General features: G+C 58.3%; 15 protein-coding genes and 1 riboswitch. Of the genes, 11 read left to right on the top strand and 4 right to left on the bottom strand.

The features are described from left to right. Positions 1-45 precede the first annotated feature (45 nt). Positions 46-513: a DUF4357 domain-containing protein gene (locus ACTG19_RS21900; protein ID WP_005333716.1), complete on the bottom strand. Its 468-nt coding sequence runs from the start codon at positions 511-513 to the stop codon at positions 46-48. A gap of 197 nt (positions 514-710) precedes the next feature. Between ACTG19_RS21900 and ACTG19_RS21895 the strand changes: the two genes are divergently transcribed. The 5 genes from ACTG19_RS21895 (at position 711) to ACTG19_RS21875 (ending at position 7,453) form a co-directional block, all read left to right on the top strand. Further along, complete coding sequence (locus tag ACTG19_RS21895) at positions 711-1,391, top strand: ABC transporter ATP-binding protein (protein ID WP_128815352.1); 681 nt, start codon at positions 711-713, stop codon at positions 1,389-1,391. A 30-nt stretch (positions 1,392-1,421) separates the two neighbouring features. Next, positions 1,422-3,851, top strand: coding sequence for an FtsX-like permease family protein (locus tag ACTG19_RS21890; RefSeq protein WP_429150246.1), 2,430 nt, complete (start codon positions 1,422-1,424; stop codon positions 3,849-3,851). Positions 3,852-3,939: 88 nt separating this feature from the next. Continuing rightward, positions 3,940-5,013, top strand: a complete 1,074-nt coding sequence (locus tag ACTG19_RS21885) for a lipocalin-like domain-containing protein (RefSeq protein ID WP_429150244.1) — start codon at positions 3,940-3,942, stop codon at positions 5,011-5,013. Positions 5,014-5,517: 504 nt separating this feature from the next. Then, positions 5,518-5,832: a hypothetical protein gene (locus ACTG19_RS21880; protein ID WP_429150242.1), complete on the top strand. Its 315-nt coding sequence runs from the start codon at positions 5,518-5,520 to the stop codon at positions 5,830-5,832. 157 nt (positions 5,833-5,989) lie between these two features. After that, positions 5,990-7,453: a P-loop ATPase, Sll1717 family gene (locus ACTG19_RS21875; protein ID WP_429150240.1), complete on the top strand. Its 1,464-nt coding sequence runs from the start codon at positions 5,990-5,992 to the stop codon at positions 7,451-7,453. A 246-nt stretch (positions 7,454-7,699) separates the two neighbouring features. Here ACTG19_RS21875 and ACTG19_RS21870 read toward each other — a convergent pair whose 3' ends face one another. Continuing rightward, positions 7,700-8,491, bottom strand: a complete 792-nt coding sequence (locus tag ACTG19_RS21870) for an alpha/beta fold hydrolase (protein WP_201989266.1) — start codon at positions 8,489-8,491, stop codon at positions 7,700-7,702. Between the two features lie 118 nt (positions 8,492-8,609). Between ACTG19_RS21870 and ACTG19_RS21865 the strand changes: the two genes are divergently transcribed. Genes ACTG19_RS21865 through ACTG19_RS21855 form a run of 3 tightly spaced genes read left to right on the top strand, consistent with a single transcriptional unit; the run spans position 8,610 to position 9,871 of the window. Next, complete coding sequence (locus ACTG19_RS21865) at positions 8,610-8,993, top strand: MmcQ/YjbR family DNA-binding protein (protein WP_429150238.1); 384 nt, start codon at positions 8,610-8,612, stop codon at positions 8,991-8,993. Then, positions 8,990-9,478 (top strand): GNAT family N-acetyltransferase, encoded by a 489-nt coding sequence (locus ACTG19_RS21860; protein WP_429150236.1) that lies wholly within the window; start codon positions 8,990-8,992, stop codon positions 9,476-9,478. Before ACTG19_RS21865 ends, ACTG19_RS21860 begins: the two co-directional genes overlap by 4 nt. 57 nt (positions 9,479-9,535) lie before the next feature. After that, entirely contained in the window at positions 9,536-9,871 is a 336-nt protein-coding gene (locus ACTG19_RS21855) for a DUF3802 family protein (protein WP_005333735.1), read from the top strand. A gap of 261 nt (positions 9,872-10,132) precedes the next feature. Here ACTG19_RS21855 and msrA read toward each other — a convergent pair whose 3' ends face one another. After that, positions 10,133-10,765, bottom strand: a complete 633-nt coding sequence (gene msrA, locus ACTG19_RS21850) for a peptide-methionine (S)-S-oxide reductase MsrA (RefSeq protein WP_005333739.1) — start codon at positions 10,763-10,765, stop codon at positions 10,133-10,135. 268 nt (positions 10,766-11,033) lie between these two features. Here msrA and argA point away from each other — a divergent pair, with 268 nt between their 5' ends. Further along, entirely contained in the window at positions 11,034-12,362 is a 1,329-nt protein-coding gene (argA, locus tag ACTG19_RS21845) for an amino-acid N-acetyltransferase (protein WP_005345063.1), read from the top strand. A 107-nt stretch (positions 12,363-12,469) separates the two neighbouring features. Continuing rightward, positions 12,470-12,693, top strand: a riboswitch (Lysine riboswitch). A 90-nt stretch (positions 12,694-12,783) separates the two neighbouring features. Next, on the top strand, positions 12,784-14,136 hold the full coding sequence (gene lysC / locus ACTG19_RS21840; RefSeq protein ID WP_120414479.1) for a lysine-sensitive aspartokinase 3: 1,353 nt from the start codon (positions 12,784-12,786) through the stop codon (positions 14,134-14,136). A gap of 81 nt (positions 14,137-14,217) precedes the next feature. Here the strand turns inward: lysC and ACTG19_RS21835 are convergent, their stop codons facing one another. Beyond that, positions 14,218-15,303, bottom strand: coding sequence for a hypothetical protein (locus tag ACTG19_RS21835; RefSeq protein WP_005333743.1), 1,086 nt, complete (start codon positions 15,301-15,303; stop codon positions 14,218-14,220). A gap of 255 nt (positions 15,304-15,558) precedes the next feature. On the opposite strand from ACTG19_RS21835, the gene ACTG19_RS21830 reads away from it, so the two are divergent. After that, entirely contained in the window at positions 15,559-17,814 is a 2,256-nt protein-coding gene (locus ACTG19_RS21830; protein ID WP_429150234.1) for an LTA synthase family protein, read from the top strand. Positions 17,815-17,871: the final 57 nt, after the last annotated feature.

Genomic DNA, 17,871 nt, shown 5'->3' with positions numbered 1-17,871 from the left:
TCCAGGTCAATTAACGCTTAATTGGTTTGCTGTCGAAACGCGGGATTATTTCTTGCCGAAACCCGACTGCTTGAGGGTATAGCCTGCGCTGTTTTGCCAGGCATCCAGACCGCTGCGGTTATTGCCCGCCACCAGACTGGCGGCCAGACTCGGACTGTTGAACAGCTGATCGGCGGTAAAGACAAAGCCACCCTGACTGCGGGGCACTATGACCCCCTTTTCCAGCAGCTCGTGACGCAGCTCGATCACCGCTTCACGCAAAGAGGCGGCATCCTCGCCATTGGCGGTGGAACCGGCCAGCACCATAAAACCCGGATTTTGCCGCTTGCCCACCGGATAACCGTGGGCCTCGGCCCCCTTGCCGTTGAAGTGGTAGAGCTCGCGCTCCCCCGGCCGGTTGTCGGAGAGTGCCTTTTGCAGGGTCATCAGCTCGTTGTAGATCTCGATGGGGACGACGGCAGCCTGCTTGTTGCCCTTGCTATCGATGATAAAACTGACTTGCTTGTGTAACATCCTTGCTCATCCTGTGACCCATGGAAGCCCCTATTCTAACCACCTCGGGCAAGCGGGATCCAGCGAGGATCCACTGCTCTTTTGCCGCCTTGATCACTAACTGGCACTCTTGATCAACCGTAAGGGGTGTTGATCATTGCTGGCCGTGCTAGCGTACCAAGCATGATGAAAGCCATTGACCATCAAACGGTTATCCCATGCTGACCCTGCGCAACCTCTGCAAGAGCTTCGATAACGGCAGTGAGCGACTGCCGCTGTTCCACCATCTCGATCTCGCCCTCCCCGCTGGCGAGATCACCCTGCTGCTGGGTCAAAGCGGCTGCGGCAAGTCGACCCTGCTCAATCTGATCGCCGGGCTGATTGCACCGGACGAGGGGGAGATCTGGCTGGGGGAGACCCGGATCGACAACCGATCCCCCGACGAACGGGCGCGCCTGCGGGGCCGCCATTTCGGTATCGTCTATCAGGATTTCAACCTGCTGCCGACCCTGAACGTGGCCGAGAATCTGGCCCTGCCGCTCGCCATCAACGGGCTGCCACCGGATGAGACAAAGATTGACCAGTTGCTGCAGCGGCTCGATATGAGCCACAAGCGCCATGCCTGGCCGGAGCAGCTCTCCGGCGGTCAGCGTCAGCGGGTAGCGCTGGCCCGTGCCCTTATCCATCAGCCCCAGTGGCTGCTCGCCGACGAACCCACCGGCAGCCTCGATGAACACAATGCCGAACAGGTGATGGCCCTGATGGTGGCGGCAGTGCGCGATACCGGCGCAGGCTTGCTGCTGGTGAGCCACAACCCGGCCTATGCAGCACTGGCAGACAGGGTGCTGCGCCTTGAAGGGGGGCAACTTATCGAGCTCAAGGGGCCCCGTCATGACTAAGCGGCAACTGCGTCTGCCGGGAGCACGCTGATGCTGCCACTCAAAGCGCTGCTGCGCCTCTATCGCAGTCACCCCTGGTTGCTGCTGATGAGTCTGGCCGGGCTGGTATTGGGAGTGTCGCTGGTGGTGGCCATCGAGCTGCTCAATCACAGTGCCCGCACCAATTTTGTCGCCGCCCGCAGCCAGCTGGCAGGAGAAGCCAACTACCGGCTGGCCCCCGCTGGCGGGCTGGATGAGCAGCTTTACGTGCAGCTGGTGACCAGCCAACCCGCCCTCGATGCCATGCCCCAGCTCTATGGCTGGCTCAAGGATGAAGAGGGGCGCAGCTTTCAGCTGTTGGGGATGGATCTCTTCAACCCCGGCCCCCTGCGCCAGCTATTTGGCGCCCAACCCTCGAGCGAACCCGCATTTTCCCTCAACCGTGCCGACAGCATCTGGCTGGCGGCCCCCGAAGCGGCGCGACTTGGCTGGCAAGCGGGCCAGAGCCGCCGCTTTGTATTGGGCGGCAGCGATGACGTCAGCGCCCGCCCCCTGACCCTGACGCTGGCGGGTACCTTTGAACCGGGCGCCGTGCCCATGGAGCGGCTGCTGATAACCGACATCGGCCTCGCCCAGCCGCTGCTGGGCAAAGCGGGTCGGCTCGATCGCCTCGTCTTCAAGCTAAATGAAGACGAGGCTCGCACACTGCAGGCCACCCTGCAAACCGATTACCCGAACCAGCCCTTGTGGCTTGAGCCCATCAGCCCGGCGCTCGATGCCAGCCAGCTTGGCGATGCACTGGCCCTCAACCTGACGGCGCTCTCATTGCTCGCCATGGCGGTGGGACTGTTTCTGGTGTTCAACGCCCAGCGATTTGTCCAGAGCGTGCGCCGCCCACAGCTGGCCCAGTTGATCATTCTGGGGATGGGGCCGAGCCGGGTGCTGCGTTGGCTCATTCTGGAGCTGCTTATTCTTGCCACCATCGGCACCCTGCTAGGGGTGCTGCTCGGCAGCCTGTTGGCGCTGGCCCTGATGGGGCAGCTCACCCAGGCGCTGGCCGATCTCTATGGGCCCAACCCCATCGATCTGTTGCGCCTCTCCCCTGTGAGCCTGCTCAAGGCGCTGTTGATCGGGCTGTTCGGCACGCTGGCCGCCAACCTGCCCGGCTGGTGGCAACTGCTGCGCCAATCCCCTCTCGAACTGCGTGCCGGGAGCAGCCGCCCCCCCGCTCATCCGTGGCGACGGCGCGTGCTGGCCATCGCCATCTTGCTGCTGTGCGCCCTCTGCCTGTGGCTGCCGCAAACGGGTCTGAGTGGCGCCCTCTTTATCGCCGGCGGCTGGCTGCTGGCCATGGCGCTCTGGCTGCCCGATGCCCTGCGCGGCCTGCTTGGCTGGTTGCGACGGCGCGCGGGCGGCCCCCTCACCGCCCGGCTCGGGGTGGCCGAGACCCTCTATCACCTCGATCGCACCGCCATCGCGGTGATGGCGTTGCAGCTGGCCATCGCGGCGGCCATCGGCATCGGGGTCATGGTGTCGAGTTTTCGCTCCAGCGTGGAGATCTGGCTCGGCCAGCGTCTGGCCGCCGATCTCTATGTCACCGCCCCCAAGGGGGTGGCGGGCAACAAGGGCACCTTGAGCGATACAACCCTTAAGACCCTGCTCGCGAACCCGCTGGTGAGCGCCGCCTCGCGCCGCTCGGTTCACTCTGCCCGCTGGCAGGGGCAACCCATCGAGTGGGCGCAGATGGATTTTATCCCCCAGCTTAAAGCGGCCTATCCGCTGCTGGCCGGGCGCTGGCCGACCCGTCCCGACGAAGTGCTGGCGAGCGAACCGCTGACGGTGCGCCTCGGGGTCAAGGTGGGCCAGCAGTTGGCGATCAGCGGCGAGCAGGGGCCAAGGCAGTTCACCGTCACCGGCGTCTATCAGGATTACGGCAGCGACAAGGGGCAAATTCTGCACGCCTTCGAGGCGGGAGCGGTGCAATCCCTCGCCCTCTTTAGCAACGACCCCGAGCAGCTGGCCGACCGTCTGCGCGAGCGCTTTGGCGAGCAGCTCAATCTGCTCTCCGCCCCCGCCATTCACAGCGCGGCGCTCAAGGTGTTTGACCAGACCTTTGTGGTGACCGAGCTATTGAAACTGCTGATCCTCGGCATCGCCTTTGTCGGCATTGGCTCGGCCTTTATGGTGCTGGGGCTGGCACGCCGTGGCGAGCTGCAGACCTTGCAGAGTCTGGGTTTGAGCCCCCGCCACTGCCGCCAGCTGCTGGTGTGGCAAGGAGCGGGATTGGGGCTGCTTACCGCCCTGCTGGCCCTGCCGGTGGGCTATGGCCTTGCCTGGGTGCTGATCGAGGTGGTCAACCCTCGCGCCTTTGGCTGGCGCCTCGCCTTCGAGGCCGCCCCCCTTCATGCGGTCACCGCCCTGTTGCTGGCACCTGTCTGTGGCGCATTGGCCTCCTGGTATGCAGCAAGGAGAGTGGTATGAGCCAACAACCGCGAGATACGCCAGCATGCTGGCTCTCACACCTGATACGTGGCGCATTGGCATCCTGGTATGCGGCAAGGAGAGTGGTATGAAACAGATAAAAGGGTGGCCGCTGGCGCTGGGTATGCTCTGGACGCTCTATAGCGGGGCTATCGCTGCCAGCGATCTGGGCGCCCTGCTCGGGGGTGGCAGCGACAGCTTTAAAAAGGTGCTGCCGGGGCAAACCATCCAATTGCCGGAGGATCACGCCGCCCACCCCGATTACCGCTCCGAGTGGTGGTATCTCACCGGCAACCTCAAGGATGAACAGGGGCGCGAATATGGCATGCAGTGGACCCTGTTTAGGCAGGGTATCGAGCAAGCACTTCGCACCGGCAACCCCTGGCTCACCCCCCAGCTCTGGCTGGCCCAGTTTGCCATCACGGATCTCGACCGTGGCAGCCACCAGCAAGATGAACGGGCCAGTCGGCAGGGGCCGGGACTGGCGGGGGCCAGCGGCGGCCAATATTGGCTCAGGGAGTGGCGACTTGCCTCGCAAGGGGCGGCGCTGTTCCCCGCCACCCTCAAGGTGCAGAGCAAGATTGGCGAGCTGAACCTCACCGTCACTGCCGCCAAGCCGCTGGTGCTGCAAGGCAAGGCCGGTTACAGCGAGAAGAGCCCGGGCAACGCCTCCTTTTACTACTCCTACCCGCGCCTTACTCTTCGCGGCACCCTGACTCGCGATGGCGAGACCCGCACCGTCACCGGACAAGGGTGGTTTGATCACGAGTGGAGCAGCTCGGTATTGGCGGAGTGGCAATCGGGCTGGGACTGGTTTTCGCTGCAACTGGCCGATGGCCGCGAGCTAATGCTGTTTCGCCTGCGCACCAAATCGGGACGCACCGAGCCAGAAAACCGCTACGGCATCTTGATTGAACAGGATGGCAGCAGCCGGGTGCTCGCCCCCGACGCGATTCGCCTCACCCCGGGCAACACCTGGCGCGGCCCCAAGGGGCAAGCCTACCCCGTCGAGTGGCAGCTAAACGCCGCCGGAATGAGCCTCACCATCAAAGCTCGTCAGCCCAATCAGGCCATGACAGGTCGCTTTGACTACTGGGAGGGAGCTGTCTCTGTCTCGGGGGATGCCAAGGGGGTTGGCTATCTGGAGATGACCGGCTACTGAACCCCCTCGACAAACGTGGCCGGTCTGATCGATGACCTAAAAACAAATCGCCCTTATAACAGGGCATCACAGTGATATTGCCCAGCCATTTCTGTCAGTTGGCGCCAGTAGCCAAGGATGCCTTATCTGTCTATTTATTGAACTCCCCTTACCCACTCAACCCGCAGCCAACTTGGCTCAAGTCTGATCCCTGTCAAAAATCCTTTCAAAATCCGAGCGATAACTAACTTTTTACTCACTTTTTTTGGGCAGTGTTTGATACCTTACTCATCCGGCCCTCATAGCTCCAAAAGCAGCCGAGGTCAGCTCATGATTTACCCATTTTCAATCTGGTTAAAAACAGCACTCGAGGAGCTGTAACCCCGTGCGGTAGCTTTGTCTAAGGGATTTAAATACCCTCTGAAACTTTAATACATCAAGCGCATTAACTTATATATAGGAAACAAACATTTAATCTCATATATCAAGCGTCTACATAGCAAGTCGTTAAATTAAGGATAGGTCATGGAAAAGAAACATGCGTTAGAAATTCAAAAGCTTGTTCGTGAAGGCAAGCAAATATCAAAAGTAATGGAAGAGAATTTCCCTGAGTATGAGTATTGGGATATTTATATGGCCGCCTACGATGGCGGAGAGAGAAGCGCTCTCGGTGTAAAGCGAATGATTACAAATCGTTTAAATAAAATGGTTGAGTCTCGAAAATCATCAGAGCGAAAAGAAATACAAGAGGAATTAGATGCGCTTGTTTGGCATCTTTACGAGAGCCTGAAGGACAGTCAAAAAAAGCTAGAGAAAATCAGAAGAATTATCAATAAATAGCATCTATTTCAGTTTTTAACTTAAACTAGGCCAGCCCTCATCAAGGCCATTTTAAGACAATTAAATGCTAAAACCGCCCCAATTACTACTGAATGATAAAATAAATCCAGCTACTTTCATTCTTTAATCACAAAATTACGGTGTAAAGAGAGATATAATGATATTTGTCAACCTAAGAGATACTAAATTATTCGGAAACGAAGCTGGAGAAGATGAAGAGCTAGAAACGCTTAACTCGTATTATATCGACAATGATGAATTCTATGACTTTTTTGACCCAGATAATCGACTAAGCGTTGTCAGTGCAAGAAAAGGAATGGGAAAATCAGCTTTATTGTCTAGATTAGAATACAAATTAAGAAATGATGCTACTTACGGAGAACCCATTGTAATAAGAGTCACAGGGAATGAACTACTTGGTCTAGGTGATTTCTCTTCAAAAGATCAAGCATATTTAGAAAACTATTGGAAGAGAATTATATGTAAAAAGGTAATTGTTGAAATTGGTAGTCGAATCGGTTTCGCACTCTCTAGTGACCAAATCGCGATGGTCGAAAGTGCAGAATTAGATGGTTTAAAAAGCAAGAATTTTATAGGTGGATTGTTAGCAAGAATCAAAGGTAAAATCCCCCTGATAAATATAGAGGTAAAAGATAGCATACCTGAAAACCTCACGACCCTTCTTTCTAACTACCAAGAAAAACATGAAAGATCAAAGGTTTGGATTTTAATTGATGATATAGACTCAAAATATATTGACACCGAAGAATACCAGGCAAGAGTTGGATCATTTTTTAGTGCTATACGCTCATTGGCTTTTAATACACAAAATCTTAATATTCGTTCAACGGTGCGGTCAGATGTATGGCTTAATTTACGCCACTTAGAAGATCTTGATAAATGGGAACAATATATCATTGAGATAACGTGGACTAATCGCCATATGAGAGACATGTTAGCTAACAAAATATTGTCATATATTAAAAGAAATAACCCAGATTCTGATGAGGCTAAACTATCTTATTCAAGCCAATATGCTCGTCTCTTTCAAATAGTATTTGACACACCTATAGAGTGGAAAGGCAATAAAGATGCCTCAATTTGGGAAGCTATCGCTGCATTCTCAAATAAGCGTCCGAGATGGATGGGGCAATTATGTAGAATGGCTGCTTTACAAGCTAAGCGCTCTAACTCTAGAAATAAAAAGATTCAATTACGTCACATTGATGAAATTCTAGAAAACTTCGGCAAAAATCGTAAAAATGATTTAATAAAAGAACATATCCATCAATTTTCTGAGCTAGATGCTCTTATTGATTGTTTTCGAGCTAGAAATAAAGAATATACCTACAATGAATTAAATGATGTAATTGAAACTCACTTTATTCGTGGTAGAGGCATTGATGCGATTCCAGCTGTTGATGGCATCAAATATAATTCCCCCGAAGATTTTGGTGCGTTTTTATACAAGTTGGGTTTAATTTCACACAAACAGGAAGATCAAAAAACATTTACGCATTATTGTGACAATCCAGACCTATTCAAAACCATGGAAAATAAAGACAATACTCTTATTTGGGCTGTGCATCTCTCATATAGGAAGTTTCTCAACATCCGCTAAAATTATAATTTATTAAAAAGCATTGAATAAGACTGTCTATATCGACACTACTGTATAGGTAAAATGTGCAATATAAACTATCTGTAGATAATAGTCATCAACGATAAATTCATAATCTCGACTGCTTTTTCAGCCGAGATTTATTTTTACCCCCTGAGCTACCAGATACCGTAACAAGGAATATTGATTTGGCTGATTTCGAAATCTGAAATATATCAATTCCTCAGATAATATGAGGCGAAATAATTACTTCCTACCGCCACCCAGCGATTGAATAAATGCCAGCGTACGGCGATTAAACTGCTCCGGCTGCTCCACATTGCAGACATGGCCGCACTGCTGGATCACCGCCAGCGAGGAGCTGGCATCGCGGGCCACCTGTTCGCGCACCGGCGCCAGAAACATATGATCCTCTTCCCCCATCACATAAAGAGTGGGAATAGGCAGGGAGCGTTCGCGGAAGTAACGCATCAGCGGGTTAACCTCGGTGGCGAGGCGGAACCAGCGCTTGAACTCTTTCTGACAGAGCTTGCGGGCCTCGCGCACAAAGAGGTTGCGTGACTCCTGATGGTGCTGGCGCGGCATGATGATGAAGGCAAACAGCCGGTAGAGCCACATATAGGGCAGGAAGTGCTGGCCGAGTCGGCCCAGCTGCACCAGCACCCGCGAGCGGATATCGAGCCGCAGGATGGCGCCGCCCAGTACCATGCTTTTCACCCGCTCCGGGCAGAGCTCGGCCAGATGGCGAATAAGGATGGTGCCAAGGGAGATGCCGACAAAGTGGGCGCGGCGGATATCGAGATGATCGAGCAGCCGAACGATATCTTCGGTCACTTCCCGAAAGCTGTAGTGGCCCTTGACCACCTGTTGCAGCTGGTGGGACTGGCCGTGGCCGCGCAAGTCCAGCAGCAGCACGTTGAAGTGCTCGCGATAGGCGCGCAGCTGCTTGAACCAGATGGAGGAGCTGCCACCGGCGCCGTGGACAAACACCACCCAATCCCGCTCGGGACCCAGTTCGAAAGTCTTGTGATACAACATCCAATAGGCTCCCTTGGTGATGGGGGGTATACTCGGCTGCGCGCATATTAACAGAACAGGCCCGCCGATAGATATGCGCCTGACATGACCCGGATCACCCCTTGCGCGAGAACTTTCCATGGATTTGACGCGTTTGCGCCACTTTCTGCTGACCCTGCCGGGCGCCACCGAAGATACCCCGTTTGGCCCGGAGATCCTGGTCTACCGCATCGCGGGCAAGATGTTCGCGCTGGTGGATTGGCAGGCCGAGCCGCTTACCATCAACCTCAAATGCGAGCCCGAGCTGGCGTTGCTGCTGCGCGAGATCCACCCCGAGGTCAAACCGGGCTGGCATATGAACAAGCAACACTGGAACACAGTGACCCTGAACAGCACCTTGCCCGATGATCTCTGGCAGGGCTGGGTGCACCACTCCTATGAGCGGGTTGTCGCGGGTCTGCCCAAAGCCAAACGGCCACAGGCGCCGCTCCCCCTCTCCCCCACTGACGACCCAACCTTATGACCCCAGCACTTAGTCCAGCACTTTGCATTGTCCCCCTTGGCGAGGCACATATCCCCGCTCTCGTAACCCTGTTTGAGCAGGCGGTGCGACACAGCGGCCCCGAGCACTACAGCGCCAAACAGGTGGAGCAGTGGGCCCTCGGTTCACAACATCCGGGCTTTGTCAGCCAGCTGCGCGAGCACCACGGCTGGGTGGCGGAGCTGGCAAATGTGCCCCTCGGGTTTGTGACTCTGAGCCCCGATGGCCACCTCAGTCTGCTCTATGTCAGCGCCGACCATCAGCGCCAGGGACTGGGCAATTTGCTGCTCACCACGGCGCTCGCGGGGGCCCGAGGGCTCGGTATGACCCTCATCACCACCGAGGCCAGCGCCTTCAGTTATGAGCTATTTTTACGACATGGCTTTACGTTGACCGGGCTGGAGTGCGTGGAGCGGGGCGGAGTCAGTTTTACTCGCCATCGCCTGCACTGCTGCTTGCCAAGCTAGGGCAAGCCACTAAAATACGCTTAATTTTCGTATTGTTACTGTATTGAGGCAGCAACCATGGTGGTAGAAAGTGAAGGCTATATCTCGCTGATCGAGTATCTGGTGGAGAGTTTGGGATTGTTTGAATCCCAGCAGCAGAACGATGGTGAAGAGACCATCGAAGATCTGGTCAGTGGTCGTGTTGCCAGCAACCTGATGGCCATTTGCGAGCAAAACCCCCAGCTCGATCCCAAGGTGCGTTTCGCCATCATGCAGGAGGCCGACGCCGTGGTCGCCGATCTGGAGGAGGTGCTCTCCGCCGTCTGGCTGCGCGCCCCGACCCCGGAACAGAAAACCTTCCTCATCGAGTTTATCGATCTCATCAAGAACCTGTTCGACAGCGCCATCGGCTGATCTGCCGTCCGGTTTTCCCGCCCAACGCAAGATTTCAGAACAGCAGATAAGGAAAAGGGCCGCCTTGGTGGGCAGCCCTGCTTGCTATCATTTTCAACCCGCCAGTGCGTTCATTCATCAGGCGGTTATCAAGGCAAGAAATGTGTCTGGACTTTGCATCCGATCCCTGGACGCTACCTAGTTAGTCCCGACTGGTCGCAATAAGTTCCCTCCTCCGACCATTTATTTTCACTTTTATTAAGAAATCGACTACAAACCTGTTCAGCGGTTCAGGCTGGGTGGCAAACAGACTCCAATACCACCCAATCCGCAGTAGCCATCCGGATTTTTCTCCAGATATTGCTGATGGTAATCCTCGGCGTAGTAGAAGGGGGCCAGCGGCAGAATGCGGGTGGTAATGGCACGACTGTCGCCGCTTGCAGCCATCGCCTGCTGGTAGGCCGCCATGCTCTGCTGGGCAATGATCTGCTGGCTCTCGTCGCCATAGAAGATCACCGAGCGATACTGGGTGCCAATGTCCCCGCCCTGACGCATCCCCTGCGCCGGATCGTGCTGTTCCCAGAACAGTCTGAGCAGATCGCCGTAGCTGATCACCGCCGGATCAAACACCACCTGCACCGTCTCGGCATGGCCGGTCAGGCCGCTGCACACCTCTTTGTAGGTGGGATTCTGGGTCACGCCGCCCTGATAACCTGCCGCGGTGGAGTAGACGCCCGGCTGCTGCCAGAACAGGCGCTCCACGCCCCAGAAGCAACCCATGCCAAACCAGGCGATCGCCATGTTCTCGGGCCAGGGACCCTGGGTCGGGTTGCCATTCACCGCATGCTGCTGACCAATCACCATCGCTTCGCGTCGTCCCGGCAGGGCATCTGCCGGTGAAATAATCTGTTCCATGAATTCTGTCCTTGTATAAAACCCTGTGAAATCACACAGCTGACGAAAAGGAGCATCGAAGATAGCAGTTTATCGCGCCGGATCAACCGGCGGGCCCCTCCCCGCTCGCTCCGGCTGCTATCTGCACCGTCCGTCACTCTTTCCCGGTCCGCACGGCCAAGCCGCCCCTCGTAGACCAGAAACGGCCAAAATCAATATTTAGTCTTGATTTGTGAATTAATTTTCATATATTGAGCCAATCGCTGTTTTTTTATGGAAGAAATATCAAGTGCGTGAACGCGAACCCAGTCTGGTCAATGCCTTCCGGCAATCCACCCCCTATGTCAATGTGCATCGGGGTGCCACCTTTGTGCTGATGATGGGGGGAGAAGCCATCTGCCACCCCAACTTCGCCAATATCGTCAGCGATATCGCCCTGCTGCAGACACTGGGCATACGCCTGGTGCTGGTGTTTGGTTCACGTCCGCAAAACGATGAAGCGCTGGCCCGCGCCGGTATCGAGGCCCAGTATCACAAGCGGATCCGGGTCACCGATGACGAGAGTTTTACCATCATCAAGCAAGTGTGTGGCGGCCTGCAATACGACATCACCGCCCAGCTCTCCATGGGGCTCGCCAACACCCCCATGCAGGGGGCGCGGATCAGCGTGGTGAGCGGCAACTTCGTCACTGCCCAGCCACTGGGGGTGGATGATGGCATCGACTTTTGCCACAGCGGCCGGGTGCGCCGCATCGACGTGGAGGGGATCACCCGCCAGCTCGACCAGAAGAGTCTGGTGCTCATCTCCCCCATCGGCTGCTCGGTCACCGGCGAGAGCTTTAACCTGAGCTCCGAAGAGGTGGCCCGCCGGGTGGCGGTCGATCTCAAGGCGGACAAGCTTATCTGCTTTAGCAGCACCCAGGGGGTAATGGACAGACGCGGCGAAGCCATCTCCGAGCTCTTCCCCGAACAGGCCGAAGAGCTGCTGGTAGAGCTGGAGCAGGCTGGCGAAGAGATGTCCGGCACCGCCCGTTATCTGCGCGCGGCCATTGCCTCCTGCCGTGGCGGGGTGCCCCGCTCCCATCTGGTGAGCTATCAGGATGACGGCGCCATGCTGCAGGAGCTGTTCAGCCGCGACGGTCTCGGCACCCAGATAGTGCGGGAAAGTGCCGAGCAGGCCCGCGCCGCTACCATCGAAGATATCGGCGGCATTCTGGATCTTATTCGCCCGCTGGAGGAGGAAGGCATTCTGGTGCGCCGCTCCCGCGAGCAGCTGGAGATGGAGATCGACAAGTTCACCATCATCGAGCGCGATGGCCTCATCATCGGCTGCGCGGCCCTCTACTGCTTTATGGAAGAGGCGATGGCGGAGATGGCCTGCGTCGCCATCCACCCCGACTATCGCAACTCCAACCGGGGGGATCAGCTGGTGGCCAAGGTGGCCGAGCGGGCCAAACGGCTCGGGATCCGTCGCCTGTTCGTGCTCACCACCCGCTCCATCCACTGGTTCCGGGAGCGGGGCTTCGATCCGCTGGAAGTGGAAGATCTGCCGGTGGCGCGCCAGCGTCTCTACAACTGGCAGCGCCGTTCCAAGGTTTTGTCAAAGACCATTGCCTAAGCCATTGATTCTGTGTTGAGTTAGCCGACAATTTGAACTTTTTCACAAACTCGATTGACAGTGCAATCCAACGCAGGGTATTTCTAAATGCACTCCACCGCCCTGGTGGAGCCAGAAGAGGAGCGCTGCCCAGGCAGCCCAAGGGAGGACGCCAGCGTCCGGTGAACTTGGGTCAGGGGGAGCAGCGCCGAGACGAGTGAGGAGACTGGTGACCTCAACGTCGGCTGCGGGGGCTGAATCCCCCGGGTTGTCATCGGTAGTGATCATCCCCCACCGCGCCCTGTCAGGGGCGGTACGGGATGGGCTCTGCAGGTGGAGTGCTTCTGGCCGGGATAGCTTCGTTCATTCCTGCCATTTTCAGCCTCCTCCTCTCTTTTTTGCCCGATGGAACCGGAATCTTAAAATAAGACAGGAGTAAGCAATGAGCCCGATCAATGTCGCCAAGTTTGGCGGAACCAGTGTCGCCAACTTCCCGGCCATGAATAACTGCGCCGATATCGTGCTGGCCAATCCCGCCACCCGGGTGGTGGTCCTGAGCGCCAGCGCCGGTGTCACCAACCTGCTGGTCGCCCTGGCACAAGGGGAGCTGGACGAGGCGGGCCGCGACGAGCAGCTGGCCAAACTGGCCGGGATCCAGCAGGCCATTCTGGCCGATCTCGGCAACCCCGTTGATGTGAGCGCCCTCATTCATGGCCAGCTGGACGAAATTCGCCTCATGGCCCAGCAAGCCCACCAACATACCGATGCGGAGCTGGCCGATCGCCTCATCGCCTGCGGCGAGCTGATGTCTACCCGCCTCTTTACCGAACTGCTGCGCCAGCGCGGCGTCAAGGCCCACTGGCAGGATGTGCGCCAGCTGATGCGCACCGACAGCCGCTTTGGCAAGGCCACCGTCGATCTGGCCACCACCCGCACTCTCTGCCAGCAGACGCTGGGCCCGCAGCTTGGCGACAGCCTCATCATCACCCAGGGCTTTATCGGCGCCGATGGCGATGGCCGCACCACCACGCTGGGGCGCGGCGGCTCCGACTACAGCGCAGCCCTGCTCGCCGAAGCGCTCGATGCCGCCAGTATCGAGATCTGGACCGATGTGCCCGGCATCTACACCACGGATCCGCGCCTCGTCACCCGCGCCCGCCCCATTCCCGAAATCAGCTTTGTCGAAGCGGCCGAGATGGCCACTTTCGGCGCCAAGGTGCTGCACCCAGCCACCTTGCAACCGGCGGTACGCCAGAATATTCCGGTGTTTGTCGGCTCCGCCAAGGACCCCGCCGCCGGTGGTACCTGGATCCGCGCCAGCACAGATTCAAGCCCGCTGTTTCGCGCCGTCGCCCTGCGCCGCCAGCAGGTGCTGGTGACCCTGCACAGCCTCAACATGTTCCACGCCTACGGTTTTCTGGCCGAAGTGTTCGGCATTCTGGCCCGTCACCGCATCTCGGTCGACCTCATCACCACGTCGGAGGTGAGCGTGTCATTGACCCTGGATCACACCGGCAGCCAGAGCAACGGCGAGCCGATCCTGAGCGACAAGGTACTGGCCGAACTGGGACAACTCTGCAAGGTGGAGGTGGAAACCGGTCTGGCACTGGTGGCGCTCATCGGCAACCGGATGAGCGAAGTGAACGGGGTGGGCAGTCAGGTCTTTGACGCTCTGCGCGAGCACAACATCCGGATGATCTGCTACGGCGCCAGCGCCCATAACCTCTGCTTTCTGGTCAAGGAGAGCGAGGCGGGCAATATCGTCAACCGCCTCCATCAGGAGCTGCTGGACTGATCCTCAACCGAGGCAATTCCGGCCATGCAACAGGGCGCCTGCAAGGCGCCCTGTTCATTTGTATTTCGCAGATGTGTTGGCTCAGGCAAGGCTGGTGGCAGGCAACTGACAGGCCACTGCTTCCCGGCGCAGCTGCTGCAAGCGGGCCAGCAGCCCGGTCTGGCCCAGCTCAGTCTCCTGAGGCGAGAGATTGTCCACCAGCAGCGGATAGTGATCCGTCACCGCCTGCATCAACCAGTCGAGGCGACGCAGGGTGAGCGGGCCGCAGCTCTGGCCGCTCAGATCATCGGCCACATCGAGCCGGTGGCTACGATACATGTCCCGCCACCAGTTGGCGACCAGCGCCTCGTCGCTCGCCAGCGCGGCGCTCCACTCCCCCTGCAGGGCGTGCAGGCGGGCCAGCACTGGCGCGCTGGCCCCTTCGCGGATCAGGTGATGGATCTCCCGTTTCACCCATTTCAGACAAAGCTCGCGCCAGTAGCGAAATTGCGGCAGAGGATCGGCCTCATCGAGCCAAAGCCCGGAGAGGGTGCGGGTCTCCAACCGCTCCGGTACATGAAACTGCGGGTCGACCAGACCGTTGGAGTTGTATTCAAAGCGGGGATCGAAGGTCCACATATAGCCAAAGTCGAACACGCAGATCTGCTCGCCGTCATCGAGCAGGTTGCCCGGACTCGGGTCCCAGTCAAACCAGCCCCAGCGCGCCAGCTCACCCTGCACCTCCAGCATCTGGGCCAGATTGCGCTCGTTGAGCTGATGGACCGGCACACCCCGCAACCAGGGGGAGACCAGCACCCCGGCCCGCGCCGAGCCGAAGCTGGTGCAGACCACGTGGGAGAGGACAGTAGGATGCAGCTCGCGCAGCGCCTCGATTTCGCGCCGCCGCTCCAGCTCGGTCAGAAAGGCAGTCTTGCCATCGAGGTTGGCCACCAGTGAATCCTGACGGCGCCGCTTGAGGCACCAGTGATGCCCCTCCACCTTGAGGTGAAACACCTCGGCGGTGAGACCGTGGCGATAGACCTTGACCACAGCCGGATGGCTATCCTTCAGCTTGACCAGTTGGGCCAGCGGCAGCGGGCAGTCGCGCTCGCGTCCGATCCGGATCTCTTCCTTGCTCTCCAGCATGCGCAGCAATCTGGCCTGACGTGCCATCACTTTGGGATTCATACATGTACCTCCAGTCGCTATCGAGAGACTAAACAGCAGATCCCTCCCAAGCCAGTGGCAAAACCCCATGATGACGCTTTCATCACATATTCCGAACAATCCCTCGACCGGGATCACAATTTGCAAGGTTGAGCTGTAACCAAATATTCATTAAGTGGTCATTAAATTGACAAGCTGAAACAAGGCCCGCACCATCGGGTCAAACTCTATGCGGATGAACGATCTCTCCCTCACTCGCTCAAAGGATGAGCTTATATGAATCGCCCCTCCTCAGGCCGCCCCCGCGTCCTGAGTCTGCCCTCTCTACTGCTTGCCCTGCTGGGCGGATTGCTGCTGTTGACCCTGTTGTTGCCGCTGATCAATCCCGGTAGCTGGCTGGGCCGTGCCCAGCCGCTGGTGCTGGGCCCCGCCGACAATCCGCTGGCCACCCTCACCCGCCACGCCCTGCTCTATAAAAGCGACAGCCGCGGCCTCTATCTGGTGGTGCGCAGCCAGTGGCAGCTGCGAGGGCCACTGCAAGCGGGGGACAAGGTGCGAGTGGAGCTGCTCAACGACAAGGGGGAGCGGATTGACCAGCTCAGTCAAGCGGTGGATAAGCGTCAGGTGTGCCGCAATAACCGCTGCACACTGGATCTCAACAGCACCCTGCGCGCCCCGGATGACGCGCTGGCCAGCCGCTATCAGCTGCGCATCGGTCTGCTGCTCAAAGATCGCCCCGAGAGCGGCGACTTCAGCCAGATCCTGCAAACCCTGCCGGAGCAAGGCTTCAACCTCACCTATCTGGTGGTGAGCCTGACGCTGGTGCTGGCCCTGAGCGCCGCCGTGCTCAAAACGGTGCTGCCAAAGCTGCGCCGCAGCCTGCGCTGGCGGATCATCGGCAGCCTGCTGCTCGGCAACCTCACCTTCGTGCTGCTGCACGGCTTCGTAGTGTTCAAGCTGGGGGAGTTTCTGCTCTGGTCAGGCTTTCGGCCGGAGCACTACTATCTGGCCTGGGGCAGCATGGTGCTGGGCTGGAGCCTCTGTGCGCTGGCGGGCTTCAACCTCTATATGGGGCTGGTCTTTACCGCGCTTTCTGGCATAGGTCTGCTGGCCAACTTTATGAAGATCGCCATCTACGGCGTGCCGCTCGGGGGAGACGATTTTGGCAACCTGCTGGCGCTGCTGCGGATCCTGCTCGACCAGCACCCCATCCTGCCCATCTTCACCGTGTTGCTGGCTCTGTTGCTCTGCTGGCGCTTTGCCCTGTCACGCTGGGTGTTGCGCACTGCCGCCGCCACCGTCGCCTTCTTTGCCCTGTGCGTCTTTGCCACCCAGACCGGCAACAAGCTGCTGGGGGCCAACATTCGCTACGTGGATCGCGCGGTCAACTACCACAGGGACATCATCCGCTCCGGCCCCGGCCTCTATCTGTTCAATCTGGTGGACGAGATGCTGCAAAGCGGCAGCGTGTTTCGCTACCCCTTGCAGATCAACGAGCTGGCCCCGCAGCTGAGCTATCCGCCCCAGGGCATAGCGCCGCGCTGGGATCTGGTGATCGTGCTGCAATATGAGTCGCTCTGGCTCGACTGGAAGGGGCGGATCTGCGCCCCGGCTCCCACCCTCTCCCTGCCCGCCAGCGTGCAGCAGTGGCAAAAGACCATCCACTCCCCCACCACCGGCGGCATGACGGTGCTGGCGGAGTTCGAGATGAACACCGGCCTGCCGGTGGGCTTGCTCAAGCAGGGCGTGGTGCCCTACTACTACCTCTCGCAGCAGGTGCCGGGATTGGCCCAGAGCGCCAGACAGAGCGGCTACCAGGCCTTGTTCGCCCACCCCTATGTAGAGAAGTTCTGGGGCCGCGCCAAGGCGATCCCGGCGCTGGGGTATGATGAGCGCTGGTTCGATACCCGCTTCACCACCCTTGAGCACAAGGGACTCTATATCTCCGATGATGCCCTCATCGACCACCTGCTCAAGCGCAGCGAGCAGGATGACAAACCGCTGTTTGCCTATGCAGTCACCATGCAGGGGCACGGCCCCTTCGATGGCCCCCGCTATCAGGGGCAGGAGCGCAGCGGCGCCTGCCCGAACCAGAGCGAGAGCGACACCCAGCTGCTCAACACCTACTACACAGGGGTGGTGGATGCCATGGCCTCGCTGGAGCGGCTGCTCAAGACCCTCGACCAGTCGGGCAAGCGCTATCTGGTGGTGGCCTTTGGCGATCACCAGCCGTTTTTGATGTCCGCCGGCAAGGGCATTCACGGTGACAAGCCGGCGCGCGATGCCACCTACCAGATCCCCATGATGGCCTTCACCCGCGCCGATGACCCCCTCAATCTGGCGACCCAGTTTGCGCCGGTGCGCCAGCTCTACCAGATGGGTCAGGCCACCCGCCAGCTGCTGGCGGGGGATATCACCCCCATCGAAGAGAAGCCCCTGCTCCATCCGGTGCTGGGCGAGGAGAAAGGGTTCGACCCTTCAAGCCTGGTGCCGCAGATCCGCGCCAGCTTCCGGCCCGATGCTCTGCCCTGATCCCTCCCCACAAAAACAGACCAGGCCGCATCCGCGGCCTTGTTGTTGGACATTCAT

This window comes from Aeromonas sp. 3P, from assembly GCF_051919745.1.
Classification (GTDB): domain Bacteria; phylum Pseudomonadota; class Gammaproteobacteria; order Enterobacterales; family Aeromonadaceae; genus Aeromonas; species Aeromonas veronii.
The sequence above is the reverse complement of the archived record's forward strand: the minus strand, read 5'-3'. Positions and strand labels throughout refer to the sequence as shown.